The 17,804-nt window shown below is 46.6% G+C and carries 19 protein-coding genes and 1 pseudogene; 9 read left to right on the forward strand and 11 right to left on the reverse strand.

What is annotated here, in order from left to right:
• Nucleotides 1–6 precede the first annotated feature (6 nt).
• Nucleotides 7–1,284: an IS4 family transposase gene (locus tag MJO57_RS16425; RefSeq protein WP_256491593.1), complete on the forward strand. Its 1,278-nt coding sequence runs from the start codon at nt 7–9 to the stop codon at nt 1,282–1,284.
• 227 nt (nt 1,285–1,511) lie between these two features.
• Here MJO57_RS16425 and MJO57_RS33300 read toward each other — a convergent pair whose 3' ends face one another.
• The 6 genes from MJO57_RS33300 to MJO57_RS16450 all read right to left on the reverse strand — a co-directional run bounded on the left by MJO57_RS33300 (nt 1,512) and on the right by MJO57_RS16450 (nt 5,404).
• Complete coding sequence (locus MJO57_RS33300; protein ID WP_371924883.1) at nt 1,512–1,685, reverse strand: helix-turn-helix transcriptional regulator; 174 nt, start codon at nt 1,683–1,685, stop codon at nt 1,512–1,514.
• Nucleotides 1,686–1,891: 206 nt separating this feature from the next.
• Complete coding sequence (locus MJO57_RS16430) at nt 1,892–3,229, reverse strand: transposase (protein ID WP_252017304.1); 1,338 nt, start codon at nt 3,227–3,229, stop codon at nt 1,892–1,894.
• A 117-nt stretch (nt 3,230–3,346) separates the two neighbouring features.
• Nucleotides 3,347–3,829, reverse strand: coding sequence for an IS1595 family transposase (locus MJO57_RS16435; RefSeq protein ID WP_252026893.1), 483 nt, complete (start codon nt 3,827–3,829; stop codon nt 3,347–3,349).
• Nucleotides 3,798–4,025, reverse strand: coding sequence for a hypothetical protein (locus MJO57_RS16440; protein ID WP_252017334.1), 228 nt, complete (start codon nt 4,023–4,025; stop codon nt 3,798–3,800). Before MJO57_RS16440 ends, MJO57_RS16435 begins: the two co-directional genes overlap by 32 nt.
• 103 nt (nt 4,026–4,128) lie before the next feature.
• The gene (locus tag MJO57_RS16445; protein ID WP_252017335.1) at nt 4,129–5,169 is read right to left on the reverse strand and encodes an IS1595 family transposase; all 1,041 of its coding nucleotides are present in this window, start codon (nt 5,167–5,169) and stop codon (nt 4,129–4,131) included.
• A 49-nt stretch (nt 5,170–5,218) separates the two neighbouring features.
• Nucleotides 5,219–5,404, reverse strand: coding sequence for a transposase (locus MJO57_RS16450; RefSeq protein WP_252017336.1), 186 nt, complete (start codon nt 5,402–5,404; stop codon nt 5,219–5,221).
• A gap of 151 nt (nt 5,405–5,555) precedes the next feature.
• Between MJO57_RS16450 and MJO57_RS16455 the strand changes: the two genes are divergently transcribed.
• Nucleotides 5,556–5,741, forward strand: coding sequence for a hypothetical protein (locus tag MJO57_RS16455; RefSeq protein ID WP_252017337.1), 186 nt, complete (start codon nt 5,556–5,558; stop codon nt 5,739–5,741).
• 723 nt (nt 5,742–6,464) lie between these two features.
• Nucleotides 6,465–6,641 (forward strand): annotated as a pseudogene (locus MJO57_RS16460) (transposase domain-containing protein); the annotation flags it as partial.
• Nucleotides 6,642–6,732: 91 nt separating this feature from the next.
• Here the strand turns inward: MJO57_RS16460 and MJO57_RS16465 are convergent.
• Both MJO57_RS16465 and MJO57_RS16470 read right to left on the reverse strand, forming a co-directional pair.
• Nucleotides 6,733–7,011, reverse strand: a complete 279-nt coding sequence (locus MJO57_RS16465) for a 4a-hydroxytetrahydrobiopterin dehydratase (RefSeq protein ID WP_252017338.1) — start codon at nt 7,009–7,011, stop codon at nt 6,733–6,735.
• A 258-nt stretch (nt 7,012–7,269) separates the two neighbouring features.
• Complete coding sequence (locus tag MJO57_RS16470; protein ID WP_252017339.1) at nt 7,270–7,665, reverse strand: hypothetical protein; 396 nt, start codon at nt 7,663–7,665, stop codon at nt 7,270–7,272.
• A 377-nt stretch (nt 7,666–8,042) separates the two neighbouring features.
• Here MJO57_RS16470 and aat point away from each other — a divergent pair, with 377 nt between their 5' ends.
• The 3 genes from aat (at nt 8,043) to infA (ending at nt 9,789) form a co-directional block, all read left to right on the forward strand.
• Entirely contained in the window at nt 8,043–8,756 is a 714-nt protein-coding gene (aat, locus tag MJO57_RS16475) for a leucyl/phenylalanyl-tRNA--protein transferase (protein ID WP_252017340.1), read from the forward strand.
• Nucleotides 8,757–8,758: 2 nt separating this feature from the next.
• A complete protein-coding gene (locus MJO57_RS16480) occupies nt 8,759–9,466 on the forward strand; it encodes an arginyltransferase (RefSeq protein WP_252017341.1) in 708 nt (235 codons plus the stop codon).
• A 104-nt stretch (nt 9,467–9,570) separates the two neighbouring features.
• Nucleotides 9,571–9,789, forward strand: a complete 219-nt coding sequence (gene infA, locus MJO57_RS16485; RefSeq protein WP_252017342.1) for a translation initiation factor IF-1 — start codon at nt 9,571–9,573, stop codon at nt 9,787–9,789.
• Between the two features lie 39 nt (nt 9,790–9,828).
• Here infA and clpA read toward each other — a convergent pair whose 3' ends face one another.
• The 3 genes from clpA to icd form a co-directional block, all read right to left on the reverse strand.
• Nucleotides 9,829–12,135, reverse strand: coding sequence for an ATP-dependent Clp protease ATP-binding subunit ClpA (gene clpA, locus MJO57_RS16490; RefSeq protein ID WP_252017343.1), 2,307 nt, complete (start codon nt 12,133–12,135; stop codon nt 9,829–9,831).
• A gap of 20 nt (nt 12,136–12,155) precedes the next feature.
• The gene (clpS, locus tag MJO57_RS16495; RefSeq protein WP_252027048.1) at nt 12,156–12,512 is read right to left on the reverse strand and encodes an ATP-dependent Clp protease adapter ClpS; all 357 of its coding nucleotides are present in this window, start codon (nt 12,510–12,512) and stop codon (nt 12,156–12,158) included.
• Between the two features lie 388 nt (nt 12,513–12,900).
• Nucleotides 12,901–14,157 carry an NADP-dependent isocitrate dehydrogenase gene (icd, locus tag MJO57_RS16500; protein ID WP_252017344.1) on the reverse strand — a complete coding sequence of 419 codons (1,257 nt, stop codon included), beginning with the start codon at nt 14,155–14,157 and terminating at the stop codon, nt 12,901–12,903.
• A 314-nt stretch (nt 14,158–14,471) separates the two neighbouring features.
• On the opposite strand from icd, the gene mnmA reads away from it, so the two are divergent.
• From mnmA to purB, 3 genes are all read left to right on the forward strand, one after another.
• Nucleotides 14,472–15,590 carry a tRNA 2-thiouridine(34) synthase MnmA gene (mnmA, locus tag MJO57_RS16505; RefSeq protein WP_371924884.1) on the forward strand — a complete coding sequence of 373 codons (1,119 nt, stop codon included), beginning with the start codon at nt 14,472–14,474 and terminating at the stop codon, nt 15,588–15,590.
• Nucleotides 15,591–15,647: 57 nt separating this feature from the next.
• On the forward strand, nt 15,648–16,259 hold the full coding sequence (hflD, locus tag MJO57_RS16510) for a high frequency lysogenization protein HflD (RefSeq protein WP_256491599.1): 612 nt from the start codon (nt 15,648–15,650) through the stop codon (nt 16,257–16,259).
• Nucleotides 16,260–16,432: 173 nt separating this feature from the next.
• Entirely contained in the window at nt 16,433–17,803 is a 1,371-nt protein-coding gene (gene purB, locus MJO57_RS16515; protein ID WP_252017346.1) for an adenylosuccinate lyase, read from the forward strand.
• Nucleotide 17,804 lies beyond the last annotated feature (1 nt).

Here is a 17,804-nt window from a genome sequence, read left to right on the forward strand (position 1 = left end):
AAACTGTTGACCTGTTTCGACCGGTCAGAACTCCTAAGTATGGCGGAACAGCTTGGTTTTACTATACGACAGCGAGATATCCGTCCTTTGGATTTTATCCTCTCACTGATCGATGCCCTCGCTGGTGATGGAAACTGCGATACCCAGGCGGATCTACACCGTAAATTTAACGAGTTGACGGGGCTGAATGTCTCTTATCGTTCTTGGGCAAATCAAGCTAAAAAGGACGCGCTGCCTACTCTTATCCTGTGGCTATGGGTGCAGTGTCTGGAAATATTTTCCCGCAAAGTCATGGCGTTTGATGAAGACAGTCCATTTTCAGAGTTTGAGCACATTCTGATTCAGGACGGTTCGTCACAAGCTGTCTATGATGCCCTGAAAGAAGCATTTCCCGGCAGGTTCTCAACGGTCAGTCCTGCTGCCGTCGAGCTTCATACGACAATGGATCTTCTCACCAACAACCTGGTGCGGGTGCAGCTGACTGAAGATACCCGTTCAGAAAGAGACTGTCTGCCACCACTGCCAACATCCATGGCCTATATCCTGATGCTAATGGATGCCGGTTATTTTGAGCTGGAACTCTTTGCCGCTATTGATGACAGGGAGGGTTCTTTTATCTGCAAGGCACCTCAGAGTATCAACCCGACGATACTCAGCGCGGTACGGGAGGATGGCAAGAATCTCAATCGCTACAAAGGACAAAAACTGAAGGATGTACTGTCTGGCTTCCCCAAAGACCAGTGCCTCGACCTGGATGTAGAATGGCCGGGATTCAAAGCCTGGCCATTCCGCTTGGTTGTCCGCTGGAATGACAAAAAACAGAAGTGGGTTTTCGTTGTGACCAACCTGAACCGGGTGGAGTTCACCTTGAGTGATGTGCTCCAGGCCTATCGTCTACGGTGGCAGATAGAGCTGATTTTCAAAGAGATCAAATCCTATTCAGGGTGGCATCGTTTTAACACCAAATCAGCGACACTGGTGTTTAGCCTGATTCTGATGTCCTTTGTGGTTGTGACGTTGAAAAGGTACCTTGCCCATGCTGCACAGGCGAACCTCTGTGAAAGTGGGAGCATTGAGGAAATCTCGACGCACAAGGTGATGAAAAGTGGGACTCACCTGTTTGGTAATGTGATTTCATCGTTGATAAATGCAGGAAAGTCATTGGTCTCATGCATTAAAAAGCTACTGGACTTCTGGGGAAATAATGCGAAACGAGAACACCCTGCACGGGATGGTTGTTCAGGGCGTACAAGATTAGGCTTCTGTGCAGTGGGTGGAGCTTAATGTCTACCTTAAGACAGGCTACTATCGCGAACAGGAAGAGCTGCAGGCAACAGACTACCAGATACTGAAATTAATGGAGCGGTATCTGGTTATACCTGAAAATGACGTTGATGCAATCGCACTTCTGAAGAGGCGGGCAAATTTACGGGCATCTCTAAATCTGCGAGCCATAAAGCCATAACTGGACACTTTCACCTGCTCGAAAAAGGTTAAGGATTGAATTTTTATCACTGAGTATCCCACCCAAGCAACTCATTAGGCGATGACTCAAGGATGAGGCAAAGCTGATAGAAAGTGTCGAGCCTTGGCACTGACTTTCCACTACACCACTTGGACACGGCAGGCTGAGACACGCCTGCCAGTGCTGCTACCCTCCTTTCACTGATGCGCTTCCTTGCCATTATTTTTAATAGCTGTTGCGGGAACTGATAGCGCAAGAAAAACCCCTAACTGATGCCGGTTTTCTCTCAATAACCCTGAGTTACTCGACTTTAGAGTCTGTATAAAACGATAATTCGGTCAGCTTTTTATAGTGAAGCAAGCCGAAATCAGTGAACTGTTTTTCCAAGTTCGTTATTACTTCCGTTTTTTGCCTAAAAGCCTTTAGTTATGCTGCTTCTGAATTATCCGGTATTAACTGGTCGATCAGATCGCGAAAATTGAACTCATATTTTTGCTTATATCTGTTCCAGCCCTTGCGAATAGAGAACCTCGGAATAATTCCTGAAAGAGCAATTTTCATCATGCCTGCAGTGGTTGTATCCGGGCTTCTCCAGGGTATCCGAGAAATATTCAGACATGCCTGATTTTTACAAACGGTTAATAACTGCAATAATGCATAGCCTGCCATTTTCAAATGCATCCATCGAAGCAGTGTTCGCAATTTCTGCTGCCATAAATGGCAACAGCCAAAAGCATGTTTGAGTTGGTGAAACATTGGCTCTACCGGCCATCTCCGGGAATAGGCACGAAGCACCTCCAGTCCCTCAAGTTCCGGATTGGTCGAGATGAATATTCTGCTTTCGGTCAGACCTTTGTCATTTTCAAAGCGACTCCAGACGACGCGTACTTCACGACCTTTAAGGAATCTGGCGCGACAGATCAGGGTACGATAACGTATTTTGCGAAATTTGCCGTACATCCATACTGTTGCTTTTTCTTCCGGCAGTTTCTTAACCTGTTCTGTCGTCATCTTGATGCCGTACTTTTTTGGGCGCCCTCGCTTCTTTACGGTGGGTGCTGGCGGCAAAGCATAGAGGGCCCGATTTGAAGGTATCTGACCAACAACTTCTATGTTCATTTCCAGAGCTGGCTTTATCAGTGTCCAGTTCATATACCAGCAATCGGTTAGCAGGCGTAGCACTCGATCCTTCACTTCATTGCGTACCACCCTGAGCATGGCCACGGCAATTTTCAGTTTGCTGGTGTTACCTGAAGCTGGTGTCGGAAATGAGATCACCGGTATGGCGGTAAATACTTCATCTGCAGCCCGCTCAAATATGATGGCCAGGGAAACCCAACACTGCCCCCAGATGTACGTCGGCCGATTGCGTTTCTTGCTGTGTTGATGATGTGTACGACAAGCAGGGGCTTTGTCGGAAAACCGTTCGATTACCCAGTCATCAAGCCCCAGGACCACAGGTTGATTCTCAGGAGCTTTGGAGCAGACCAGACGGATCAAGTGGCGTGCCAAGTTCTTCCATTGCCACTTGCCCTGAGATAGCCAGTGGTGGTAGCTGCTCCACACACAATGAAAATCAATTGTTAACAACGCCTGTGTAACAAAGCCGTCGGCTGAAAGCATGCAACCGAACAGCAGTTCGCAGAACGTTGGTACTGCAGTTGATGATAGCGCTCCAGCAAGAAAGGTTGTATATGAAGCGAGCTCCCTGAGGATTACTTGATGATCTGAAGTGAGCATGGCAACCATCTCGAATTTCGTCATTGGGGATGGTTGCTTTTAGCAGATTATGCGCCGGAACTATTGTGCTCTTAAAACTCTAAAGTCGAGCCTGAGTTATACTTTTTTAAAAAATTGAGGCTCTTTTCCAATTCCAGACTGCTATGTAACCAGCAAGTTGACTAAGGGCTGAAGAAGACTTTTGCCTCTTCGGCCAATATTATGCAAAAACTCAAAAAAGCCAAGGTAAAGGGGTAAAGCCTCTTGGGATATTCCCCTGTGAGGCCTTAGCCACGAGCGTAGAAGTGACCAAAACCCCTCCATAGTATTAACATGCACCTCGTAAATACCGTCTTTGTCATCATCACGAGCATACTCACCTTTGCCGTGACAGACCGTTTTATGTCTGAAGCCCCAGCTTTCAAGGTCATCATAGATGTTGTATTCATCGGTATAAATCTGGCTCTGTGGGGCTACGTGTTTCTTGATAAATGGTTCGATTGTCGCCTTCTTAACGTTCGACAGCATGTTGATAATGACCTGACCTCCCCTTTGAATCATTCCCAATACCGGCGGTTTGTCTTTTTCAAGAGTCCCACGGCCCGGAGCGCCTTTAAGCCTTCTTTTTCTCGGTGGACGATCCAGATTTTTTTAATGCTTCAGGGTGTCCCTTGTGACCAGCTACAATGTAGACCTCGTCGAATTCAACTTCGCCATCAAGAATCACTTCAGGCTTTCGGTCAACAACACCATTTCGTAAGACTGTGGTCATATGGTGTGCATCACTGACACACAGATCAAGTTCCTGAGCTATCTGGCTGTTGGAGACGTTCAGCCCCATTAAATAGAGACAGGCAATCCAGACTTTGAGTGGTCGGTGGTGTCCTGCGAAAACCGTATTTGTCAGGTCATCGAAGTAGCGCTTACAGGACTTACAGTAATGGCTAAGTTACCGTTAATGGTTGGAAGCACCAATGTTCAGTAATTCTGCTGATCAACCGGCCAACAGTTAATTTTTTTGCTGCCGTCAGTTCTCGCCTCCAGGCCAGATAATGGGGAAGGTAACGAGTTGCAACCCCTTGGAATACGCCGCCAATCCAGCGTTTTAAATGACTGTGATAAGAATTTACAGTCTGGATGTGGTAGATGCCTTCAACAACATGTTGACCTGCTGATGTCACCAGCTCCTTGAAGACAAATCCAAGCTTGTCAGCAAGTTTTTCGTGAGCGAGGTGTGCATCCGCACAGACCGTGGCCTGTATCGATATGCGGCCATTTAAATGCCTGCACAATTCATTAGCACTTTCGTTTTCTAATACACCGTCAACGGTATTTCGATTACGGTCCCGAGCCACCATTACCGGGACTTTTCGGGCTTTGTTGGGATCATTACCCCGCTTTCGGGTTGGCCGTGGAAGGCCTTCTCTTTGCCCTTTGAAGGATTCACGGAAAAATGTTTCATCAAGCTCAGTAATGCCACAAAGCTCTTCTGCTTGATCATTATTAATCACTTCAAGAAAGCGGTGACGCCAGCGGAACGCAGTTTTCAAGTCAATGGCATTCTCAGCAGCAGCTGGTCGCAAGACCATAGAGTGAGTCATACCTGCGAGGTACTTGTTCCATTTTTCAGGGTGCCTGAGCCTTGCCAAAGGCGTTCCACTAAAGGCGTTAAACGTTGAGTCGCAAGTCTTGCAGTGGTAGCGCTGTCGGCCATTTCGTATGCCCCAGCGACCAACGCTATGGCTTTTGCATTTGGGGCACCTGGGGTTTTCGGCAAATTGGGCAAGTATGCTCTTTTCTACGTCAGGTGTTGCATTATCGTTATTGGGTATAGATTCACTGTAAACAGGTTCAGAGTCAGTGGTTTCTACTACCTCGGTAACCTCTATTTGAGTACTAAGGAGCGAGTTGTTAAGAATGTCTCGCTGTTCACTGGTTAATGTTGAAATGGAATCAATAAAATTCTGGAAGAGTTCAGATTGCATATCACTCCCCTACAACGTAGATTTTATGGGAGTTTAGCTGATTCAACCATTAACGGTAACTTAGCCTACAGTAATAGTGCTGGCACTCTACCTGCACATTGTCGTGTCCATTCTTTTTGACATTCTCAGAATCACAGTGCGGACAGAGAACAGTGCCATCTGGCCAGCGGTTCTCACGGATCATCTCAAAGCAGGTGTCATTACTGATGAGATCTGAGATTCGGCCTATATTCATGGTCAATGCTGGCGATGGCTAATTATATCCACCAAGGATAGTTCAGCAGTTCGGAATTCGAAAAGAGCCAAAATTGATTTAGATCAACTCTTGTTATTGCCCCAAGGTTCACTATCGCGCCACTTTTTACGAGATGTTATTGAGGCGCAAAATGAACCATCCACTCAGCATACTGAAAAAACTGCAAGCCTTGGCTTGTTCTGCAAAAAAAGACCATTCAGCACGTTATGATTGTTTTGAAAGTACAGACGATCTTGCAGCCTTAACAAAGCTGGATTTTGCTCTTGGAATGATTAATCAGGTCATCAGCCAGTTAGAGGAAAAATTAACTGACTGAAACTTATTATTATGAGAGTGGTGCCGGGGGCTGGTAAGAGCTTAAGGCACTCTCCTGATTTTTCCCGCAAGCGGTCTTTTATAGATCAGGACACCCGGCTCTAAAGCCGCGCATTTCTGATCGGGAACTTGCCCCGCCTCAAAGTGCTACCAACACCGTCAGACGCGACAGGGCAAGTATTGCCGCAATTATGCAGCCGGTCAAATCATAGACCGGCTTTTTTATATTCTCAAAACTTGGCTTTGTGTACCTCTGCCAAGTTTTCGCCAAGTTTTTTTAGCGTTTTTTAGCGGTACATGCGGAAAAGCAAAAATGATACTGAAGTAAGGATAATGCTGTAAGTTATTGATTCTAAGCTACAGATCAGGAATATCAGGCAAAAAGAAACCCGTGATTCTGGGGGAAGAATACACGGGCTAAGACCATTAGGAGTGAAACATGGGTGCACAATCCGAATATCAAGGTTATTATAAACCTGAGCTGGTGTGATCATGGGGGGGAACTGATCCAACCAGCACAGTAAGTATGATTCAGAATCAGAAAACATCCATTAAAGCTTAAGATCTTTTTATAATATTAAAAAAAATTCAAAGAAGTCATGATTTATAGGAATTACGCATAATTGAATGGGCGAAAGAAGCGGGCATTCCATTGTTTGGGAAAGCCGCAAAATAAGCCCTGTGGTTAATGGCGCACTGGCGAATTGGCTGTGCGTCACCGGTTAGCACCGTACTTTATAGCCTGGTGGAAACGGCTAAAGCCAATGGTCTGGAGCCTTACGACTGGTCCCGGTATGTGCTTGCCAAACTTCCACAACAGGCCAAAGGTGCCAGCGTTGAACGCCTTTTGCTCATGAACCTCGAAGCCGATGATTTGAAAATAGTGGATTGGTGGAATTAGGGGTAGATGCGATTCTCCAACCGCTTACATTTACTCACTCTGAAATCAAGATAACCCCCGGCTGAATACCCAAGGGTCTGGTTTCAGGAAATCAAGAAATGGGGGTATTGATCTGTTCATATAAAACATCACAGCGTTGTGCCAGTGCTCGATCAATAGCAAGCACGCCGCTACCCTCATCTGAATGATGAGTTCCCCAGGCAACAGTCACTTTGCCCCACTCAATTACAATTCGTGGGTGGTGGGCATGAGCCTCTGCCAAGCAGGCTATGGTGTTGCAGAATGCTATAGCTCGAGAGTATTTTTTAAAGGCAAAGGATTTTTCAATATGATCAATGCTGTCATACTGACAGGAAAACCAATCATCCATACATGCACTCCTGCTGTTGAGTAAAGCCAAAAGTCAGTCTAATTAAAATGTGCTGGGATGGCATCAGAAATGCTGGTGTCTGTATAGAGCCTGCTCATGCTATGAAGAGATTACTTAAGGCTTACAAGGCGGTCCGACAACAACAAATACTCGCAATGCACTTGCCGGCAACAACCCAAATATGGGGTGAGGAGTCGCCGGATGCCTACTGTACCTGCTGAGAGTTACTACTTGAGGTTAGTAATCAAGTTTAAGGAATTACACCTTATCAGTTTCTGCTTCAGTTTCTTCAGACTTCAGTTGCTCAAGCTCCTGATTTGCAGTATTCAGCTGCTGGGTAAGCTGCTTTTGCTTGGTTTTCAGGCCACTATTTTCACCAGTAAGCGTGCGGTTCTGTTCTTGAAGACGCTTGATCTGCTTCTTCATTCGATCAGGATTGCTGGCTCTCAGATCTTTCAGTTCATTTTCCATGTTCTTCAGCTGGGCAGCAGCTTTTTCAGCTTTCTTCTCAGCAGTTTCCAGGCGCGATTTGAGCTGGCTTACCTCCCGGTTATGCTGTTCTGTAATTTCAATAAGAGCTGCCAGGCGTTGCTGTTCAATGATATCCATTTCACTGCTTGTATCAATGCTTCCGCCCATGCTCAGGGTACCCATAGATTCGATTACCTCCGGGGAGTTTTAAAAGATAGGAAATAATAAAAAGCTTCCACCAGCGCGAAAATTTAGCACTGTAACGAGAGAAATATTAAGAAGATATGAGTTATTCTTCATTAAGCGGCTGGTTAAAAGCAGAATATCAGTAGACTAGAAGATTCAGTCTAATACATAAAAAAAGATATGGAAAGGTTTATCTGAAAAAATGAACAGAGAACTGTAAAAAACAGATGACTTTCTCATCAAATTGCAGCTATTGGCTAACTTGTAAATTTATGGGCTAATCCTAGGTTATAAGGTAGTCTGATATAGGGCAGTAAATTATGATACACCGCACTAATGTACCCAAACAGCTTTACAAAGCAATACTTTAGATAATGTCTGACACAATAATACTTTTGCCAGATCGTGTTACCGGGTTCCCATCCCTCGATCATGCACTAAAGCAGCCTGACGGCCTGTTAGCTATTGGTGGCAATCTTGAGGTTGATACCTTGGTAATGGCTTACCAGAAAGGCATTTTCCCATGGTTTAATGAGGGCGACCCTATTTTATGGTGGTCACCATCCCCAAGAATGGTGCTGAAGCCAGGAGAGCTGAAACTATCTCGTTCATTGCGAAAACTACTCCGAAAGAATTTCTACCAGGTTACATTTGACTACGATTTCTCTGCTGTTATAGCAGCCTGCGCAAGCACTCACAGGGATTCGGAAGGAACATGGATTACCCATGCGATGATCGATGCCTACACTGCGTTAAATGATGCAGGGCATGCACACTCTATCGAGGTTTGGCAAGAAGATAGCCTTGTTGGAGGTCTTTATGGAGTAGCTTTAGGGCGCATTTTTTTTGCAGAATCTATGTTTAGCAAAAAGAGTAATACATCCAAAATTGCTATGGCAGCCCTTTCTGAACAACTTTCAGTGTGGCAGTTTCAACTGATTGATTGTCAGGTCTATTCAGATCATCTTGACTCTCTGGGAGCCAAGTTGATTTCAAGAACCAGATTTTTGGATTATCTGGAGCGCTATTGCTCACAGACACCTTCCTGTGCAAACTGGAAACAAGTATGGCAATGGAATGACCTTTGATAATGAGCCAGTATAAGAATTTCAGGTTTTATGTTACGCAACCCCATGAATGCAGTTACCTCCCAAAGGAGCAGGCAACCACACTGTTCATGGATCCGGAAATTCTGCTGACTAAACAGTTGTGCAGCGAGCTTGCTGAAGTTGGGTTTCGGCGAAGTGGTCAGCATATTTACCGCCCCCACTGTATTACCTGCCAAGCCTGCATACCAGCAAGAATCCCTGTAGACTCCTTTCGAATGAGACGGACGCAACGAAAGACCTGGAATCGCAACTCAGCACTTCGGATTTCCAAAGTTTCTGCAGAGTTTCAGGATGAGCATTACCTACTCTATGAGAAGTATATCAATCAATGCCATCAGGATGGTGATATGCATCCTGCAACGATTGAGCAATACACTTCTTTTTTGGTTGAAAGTACCGAATTCACATCATTTTATGAGTTTCGTTTGGATGAACGGTTGCTTGCGGTATCGGTTGTGGATCATTTACAAACCAGTCTTTCTGCGATTTATACCTTTTATGACCCTGATTACTCACAACGAAGTCTTGGTCGATATTGTATTTTATGGCTTATAGCTGAGGCAAAGAAGCTGAGATTACCTTATCTCCACTTGGGATATTGGATCCGCAACTGCCAGAAAATGAAATACAAAATTGAATACCGTCCTGTGGACCTTTACATCAGTCAGGAGTGGAGACAAGTGAAATAATACGCCTGCGACAGCAAAGGGTGCTTTGCTTTGCAGGCTGTTTTCAGGCAGAATGCCCAACAAATTTAACCAAGCCGTACCAACCCCTTTGAGGTAGTTATTTAATGGCAAAAGAAGAGAGTCTGGAAATGGAAGGTGTCGTTATTGACACCTTACCCAATACAATGTTTCGAGTAGAACTGGAAAATGGCCATGTTGTTACTGCGCACATCTCGGGAAAAATGCGCAAAAACTACATCCGGATTCTAACTGGCGACCTGGTAAAGGTGGAACTGACTCCATACGACCTGACTAAAGGTCGTATAACCTACCGTTCTCGCTAACTGCGGTGCTCAACGCTGAGCACCTACCTGCCGTCCTTCCTAACCTGCTCCACCATCAACAGCTTCAAGATCTGAAGCTCTGCTTTTGGTTGCCTCAAACTTGAGGTGCAGTACCCCTTTACGAACAGTCACTTTCACATTGCCGCCGTGTTCAGCAAGCTTTCCAAACAAGATTTGTTCAGCCATGGGTTTTTTCAAATGTTCCTGAATAACACGCCCCATAGGCCTTGCTCCCATTTGGCGATCAAATCCTTTCTCCGCCAGCCAGCTACGAGCCTTTTCATCAACATCCAGCTGAACCCGCTTTTCATCAAGCTGAGCCTGAAGTTCAGTGAGGAATTTATCAACCACATGCTTAATAATTTCATCATTCAGTGAGGCAAAAGGAATGATGGAATCCAGACGATTTCTAAATTCAGGCGTAAAGGTTTTCTTAATGGCCTCATTGCCGTCAGTCGTATGATCCTGTTCAAGAAAGCCCATTGAGCTTCTGGTCATGTTTTCAGCACCAGCATTGGTGGTCATGATCAAAATCACATTACGAAAATCAGCCTTACGACCATTGTTGTCTGTTAATGTGCCATGGTCCATAACCTGCAGTAACAGATTAAAGACATCGGAGTGCCCTTTCTCTATTTCATCAAGTAACAGTACGCAGTGAGGTGTTTTATTAATTGCCTCGGTTAAAAGGCCTCCCTGATCGAACCCAACATAACCAGGGGGAGCGCCTATAAGACGCGACACAGTGTGAGCTTCCATGTACTCAGACATATCAAAGCGCACAAGCTCAATACCCAGGGCTTTAGCCAGTTGACGACAAACCTCTGTCTTACCTACACCCGTCGGCCCTGAAAACAGGAAGGAGCCAACAGGCTTTTCAGGTGCTTTGAGCCCTGCTCTTGAAAGCTTGATAGCTGTGGATAATGAAGTGATCGCATCATCCTGCCCGAAAACTACCATCTTCAGATTACGTTCAAGCTTACCGAGCAGTTCTTTGTCAGAAGAAGAAACAGACTTTGGCGGAATTCTAGCCATCTTGGCGACAATGCTTTCCACATCATCAACATCAATAATTTTCTTTCGTTCAGACTCAGGTTGAAGCCTCTGATACGCACCAGCTTCATCAATAACGTCAATAGCTTTGTCTGGCATATGACGGTCATTTATGTAGCGATCTGCCAGTTCGGCCGCTGCTTTCAGCGCTTCATCCTGATACTCAATAACATGATGTTCTTCAAACTTCTTTTTCAGCCCGAGAAGTATCTGGAAGGTGTCTTCCACATTAGGCTCGATGATATCCACTTTCTGAAACCTTCTTGCCAACGCCCGATCTTTTTCAAAGATCCCGCGAAACTCCTGAAACGTAGTAGAGCCAATGCAACGCAGATCTCCAGAAGTCAGCATCGGTTTAAGAAGGTTTGATGCATCCATCACTCCACCAGACGCAGCGCCTGCACCAATAATGGTATGAATTTCATCAATAAAGAGAATCGCATGATCCAGTTTCTTGAGCTCACCTAAAAGCTGTTTGAATCTCTTCTCAAAATCACCGCGGTACTTGGTTCCAGCCAGGAGCGACCCTAAATCAAGAGAGTAAACAACAGCCTTGGACAAAACCTCAGGCACGTCACCATCAACAATCCTTCGAGCCAGACCTTCCGCAATGGCCGTTTTCCCAACTCCGGCCTCGCCAACCAGTAAAGGGTTGTTCTTTCGTCTACGGGTAAGAATCTGACAGACACGTTCAACTTCTTCAGCTCGACCAACGAGAGGGTCAATTCTACCAAGGCGCGCCTGATCATTCAGATCCGTAGCATAAAGCTTGAGGGGATTCTTGCTGCCACCACTGCTATTCTCGGGTTCCATATCATCAGCAAGATCATGACCGAGCTCTTCAAGCTCCTGCCCCGGGGTCTTGGATATCCCGTGGGCAATAAAATTTACGACATCTATGCGAGCCACGTCCTGTTGCTTGAGGAAGTAAACAGCCTGGCTTTCCTGCTCACTGAAAATAGCAACAAGTACATTTGCTCCAGTAACTTCCTTTTTGCCGGAGCTTTGCACATGAAAAACAGCACGCTGAAGCACTCGCTGAAAGCCAAGGGTTGGCTGAGTTTCACGCTCATTGTCATCATCAGGTATTAATGGTGTCGTTGAGCTGACAAACTCAATGAGATCCTGGCGGAGTTTATTAAGATCAATTCCGCAGGAAACAAGCACTCTTGCTGCGGACTCATTGTCAAGCAAAGCGAGTAAAAGATGCTCAACCGTCATGAATTCATGACGATTATCACGGGCATCCTTAAATGCATTATTCAGTGTAGCTTCGAGGTCTTTGTTAAGCATATGGTGTAACCTTGAAAACGCTAATCGGCCTTTTCTGTCTTGCACAGCAGGGGATGGTCGTTTTCTCTGGAATATTCATTAACCTGCTGAGCCTTGGTTTCCGCGACATCCTTGCTGTATACACCACAAACGGCTTTTCCCTGGGTATGTACCATCAGCATAATTTGAGTCGCCTTCCCTTCCGGCATACTGAAAAACTTCTCCAGTACCTCAACAACAAAATCCATTGGTGTAAAATCATCATTCAGGAGCAAGACCTGATACATGGGAGGGGGTGCCAGTCTGGTTTTTTCCGGAACGACTGCAACGCCCAGATCACCTTCCTGTTCCTCTCCCTCTTTTTCCAAGCTTAGACGAAACAGTTCGAGATTACTCATGGTTTTATGACTGCCAACCTTCAATTTGCAACTTAACTGTCTGGTAACCAACAGCACAATCATGGCACCGCCAGTATTTACCACCGGCAAGAAAAAAAGCCAATCATAAAAAACAACGAGCACAAATTACTGATCGGCACGGTTTACAGACATTTGATAACATAAGATAAATTAGTACTCATATACTAAGAAATTGACGAATTCCCTATTACTCCCCTAAACATTTTAAAGATACTTGAGCAAATCACAATGATGGGCTGTCAGAAATTAATCGGATGACCGACAGCAGCGGAAGATCAACGGAGATAAGGATCATCAAAAGGTGCAGACAAAGATTAAAGCCGGAAATGAATTTCCGGCTTTAACTGATGAAAAGTTAACTGAAAACTTACATATGTTTAATTATTGCATCGGCAAATTCAGAGCACTTAACTAACGTTGCGCCCTCCATCAGTCGCTCAAAATCATAAGTAACGGTCTTGGCATCGATGGCACCATCCATACCCTTGATAATGAGATCAGCCGCTTCATTCCAGCCTATGTGACGAAGCATCATTTCAGCAGAAAGAATGACAGAACCCGGGTTCACCTTATCCTGGCCTGCATACTTTGGGGCAGTGCCATGAGTGGCTTCAAATACAGCCGTTGGCGCGCCGATGTTGGCACCAGGGGCAATACCGATACCACCAACCTGGGCAGCAAGAGCATCAGAAATGTAGTCGCCATTCAGGTTCAGGGTGGCAATGACATCATACTCTGCAGGGCGCAGGAGAATCTGTTGCAGGAACGCGTCAGCAATAACATCTTTGATGACAATATCTTCACCGGTATTCGGGTTTTTGACAGTATGCCATGGACCACCATCAAGAGGCTGGCCGCCAAAGTAGTCAACCGCTGTCTGGTAACCCCAATCCTTAAAGGCGCCTTCCGTAAATTTCATGATATTACCCTTGTGAACCAGGGTAACGGATTGACGGTTGTTATCGATGGCAAACTGAATCGCCTGCTTCACCAGGCGTTCGGTGCCCTCTTTTGAAACAGGCTTGACACCAATACCACAATCTTGCTCAAACCGGATTTTGGAAACGCCCATTTCATCGCGCAGGAAGCTGATCAGCTTATCGGCTTCGGCACTGCCCGCCTGCCACTCAATACCCGCATAGATATCTTCCGAGTTTTCACGGAAGATAACCATGTCGGTTTTTTCAGGTTCTTTTACCGGGCTTGGTACGCCCTTGAACCAGCGAACAGGACGAATGCAGGCAAACAGATCCAGCTCCTGGCGCAGAGCCACATTCAATGATCGGATACCGCCACCAACGGGCGTTGTCAGAGGACCTTTAATGCTGACAACATACTCTTTGAGCGCCTCAAGCGTTTCTTCCGGAAGCCAGGTATTGTCATCGTAAACCTGGGTAGCTTTCTCACCGCAGTAGACTTCCATCCACTCAATCTTACGTTGCCCTTTGTAGGCATTCTTCACAGCAGCATCAACAACTTTCAGCATGGCTGGTGAAACGTCAGCACCGATACCATCGCCCTCGATATAAGGAATAACTGGGGTATCAGGAACATTCAGGGAGAGGTCCTCGTTGACAGTGATTTTGTCACCGTTGGCAGGCACCTTGATCTTTTGGTATCCCATTATCAACTCCGTTCGCTAAACATCGGTTTGACCAGATGAAAGACTGGTTCAACGCTTCTTGTCGTTATTTAAAGCATGCAGCCATATCCAACAACATTGTCAGTAAGGTAGAAAAATTACTGACAGCGGCAAGTTGACCGCACAAAAACGCGTATACCATATACCATCCTTAGCCAGGAATAAATGACGTTTTGTTACGAAAGCGAAACCGTTATCTGCATTTACCACTATAAATTTCCAGCAGTATGGCGCTTATTTACCGGGAACGGTAAAATGACCCGCTATTTTTTGACAGGTGGCAGTATACCCCAGTGATAAAGCATCCTTCCCAAACCAAAGTGATTGTTGGCATGTCCGGCGGTGTTGACTCGTCCGTATCCGCTTTGCTTCTGCAACAGCAGGGCTACCAGGTGGAAGGACTTTTTATGAAGAACTGGGAGGAAGATGACGGGTCTGAATACTGCACGGCAATGACCGATCTGGCCGATGCCCAGGCAGTCTGTGATAAACTTGGCATTCATCTACATAAAGCCAATTTTGCCGCTGAATACTGGGATAATGTTTTCGAACATTTTCTCAATGAATACAAAAACGGCAGAACTCCGAATCCTGACATTCTGTGTAATAAAGAGATCAAGTTTAAAGCTTTTCTCGATTACGCACTAACCCTCGGCAGCGATTACATAGCAATGGGACATTACTGCCGTCGCGTGAACCGTGATGGCCATAGCTATCTGGTGAAAGGGATTGATAATAGTAAGGATCAAACCTACTTCCTCCATGCGGTAAGCGAAGAACAGATTGCCCGTACGCTCTTCCCGGTCGGTGATCTGGAGAAAACTGAAGTTCGACGCATTGCCGAAGAACACGGTCTGATTACCCACAACAAAAAAGACAGCACGGGCATCTGTTTCATTGGCGAACGCCGCTTCAAGGACTTTTTGCAGCAGTACCTGCCGGCACAGCCTGGTGCTATTGAAACGGAAGATGGCAAAGTGATTGGTGAACACTCAGGCTTGATGTACCACACCATTGGCCAGAGGCAGGGACTGGGGATCGGCGGACTGAAAAATGCCGATGAAGCCCCCTGGTATGTCCTGGAAAAAGACCTTGAAAGAAATGTGCTGATCGCCGGTCAGGGTAAGGATCATCCCCTGCTCTTCTCAGAGAGTCTGACCTGCTCTCACATTGACTGGGTTTCAGGAAAAGCGCCACAGATGCCCTGCCAGCTTAAGGCAAAAGTGCGTTATCGCCAGCAGGATCAAGGCTGTACGCTTACCCTGGAAGCCAACGGTGATTACCGGGTTATCTTTGATCAACCGCAAAGAGCAGTGACTCCGGGCCAGTCGGTGGTCTTTTATGATGACCTTTACGGTGAGAATGTGTGCCTTGGCGGCGGTGTTATTGAAACACGGGCTCAAGCATCAGCTTAACCTTGATGAAACTGGAAACCTTTTCAACGACAACGGAAACCCCAGAGAAGAAGATTGGTGCGATATTCTACAAAGGATCAGGCGGCTGCATTATCTGGCTTGTTCCAAGCCGCAGTGCTGGTAGACAAACTGGCCAGGACCGGGCAATTGAGTGAAGAGGCTCTGACCCCATCCATCCACAGTATTTTTGTAACCTCACCGGATGATGTTTCACAGGTTTACGGTGGTTTCGATGGTTTGGCCATGGGGCGAAAAACCCTGGAGTCCGTGTTAAGCAGGGACAGCTCTGCCATTCAGGGTGATGTTATCCGCTATGCGCTGGCTCTGATTCATATCGAGAAAAAGCTGAGTCGTAACCCAAAGATGTTGAGCACTATTGGTGAGCGACTCAATAGAACCAAAGAACAGGTAGAACATTTTGGCATGCTTCACGAAAATGTGATTGCCAGTCTGGCCAGCATCTACCTGGATACCATCAGCACCTTTAAAACCCGAATACAGGTGGCTGGCGATATGCGCTACCTGCAGAACCCGGTGAACGCTAACCGGATCAGGGCTATCTTATTGGCCGGTATCCGTTCTGCCACTCTCTGGCGCCAGTGTGGTGGCAGTCGCTGGCACCTGTTCATCAGCCGAAACAAGTTACTTGATGGCCTCAAGCGACTGTAAAGCTGAATTTCAAAGGGCACTTCCCGGTGCCTGACTCATCCACTGAATTGGAAAGTCGCCTGTGATTTTACCCCTGGTCCGCATTCTGATTCAGGCCAACCGGCCAATGATTAGAATCTGACTGAGGTATCCGTTATCATTCGCCCTTTTCCTCCGAGCTTAAGGCATAAAACATGGAGCTGAATGCACTGACCGCCGTCTCTCCCATTGATGGCCGTTATGGTGATAAGACCCAATCCCTCAGAACCATTTTCAGTGAATATGGACTGATCCGCTTTCGGGTTGCGGTGGAGGTTCGCTGGCTGCAATCCCTGGCTAACCACTCTGCTATTTCCGAGGTTCCGGCACTTTCTGAACAAGCCAGCCAGCTGCTGGATAGTTTGGTCAGTGGTTTCTCCATGGCAGAAGCTGAGCGGGTGAAAGAGATTGAACGCACCACCAACCACGATGTTAAAGCGGTGGAATACCTGATCAAGGAGCGCTTTCAGGGGAATGATGAGCTCTCGACAATCAGTGAGTTTGTCCATTTTGCCTGCACATCGGAAGATATTAATAACCTCTCCCATGGCCTGATGCTGAAAACTGGCATGGAAGAGGTCGTATTGCCTGAGATGCGTAACATCATCTCGGCCATTGAACAGCTGGCCAGGACTCATGCCGACCAGCCCATGCTATCCAGAACCCATGGCCAGACCGCCTCTCCTACCACTCTTGGTAAAGAGATGGCTAATGTGGCTTACCGACTGAAACGTCAGCTGGCACAGATTGAAAGCGTTGTCCCCATGGGGAAAATCAATGGTGCTGTCGGTAACTACAATGCCCATCTGTCGGCCTACCCGGAAGTGAACTGGGCTGAACATGCCGAACAGTTTGTCACCAGCCTGGGCCTGGCATGGAACCCCTACACAACCCAAATCGAACCTCACGACTACATTGCCGAGCTTTATGATGCCATCTGCCGCTTCAACACTATTCTGATCGACTTTGACCGGGATGTCTGGGGCTATATCTCTCTGGGGTATTTCAAGCAGAAGACGGTTGCCAGTGAGGTAGGCTCTTCAACCATGCCCCACAAAGTCAACCCGATTGATTTTGAAAACTCGGAAGGCAACCTGGGCATCGCCAATGCTATTATGCAGCACCTTGCCACCAAACTGCCGGTTTCCCGCTGGCAACGGGACCTGACAGACTCTACGGTACTGCGCAATATGGGCGTTGGCCTGGGGCAGAGTCTGATTGCCTATGCCGCAACTCTGAAGGGCATTGGCAAGCTGGAAGCTTCCCCTGCCCGTCTTGAGCATGACCTTGATAATGCATGGGAAGTACTGGCAGAGCCAATTCAGACCGTCATGCGCCGCTATGGTATCGAACAGCCATACGAAAAGCTCAAGGCACTGACCCGTGGTCAGGAAGGCATTACCAAAGTGACTCTGGCAACATTCATTGACGGTCTGGAACTTCCTGCCAAGGTGAAGACCGACCTGAAAGCGCTGACACCAGCCACCTATGTTGGTAATGCGGTAGAACAGGCCCTGGCCATTTAAC

The organism is Endozoicomonas sp. SCSIO W0465 (genome assembly GCF_023716865.1).
Classification (GTDB): domain Bacteria; phylum Pseudomonadota; class Gammaproteobacteria; order Pseudomonadales; family Endozoicomonadaceae; genus Endozoicomonas.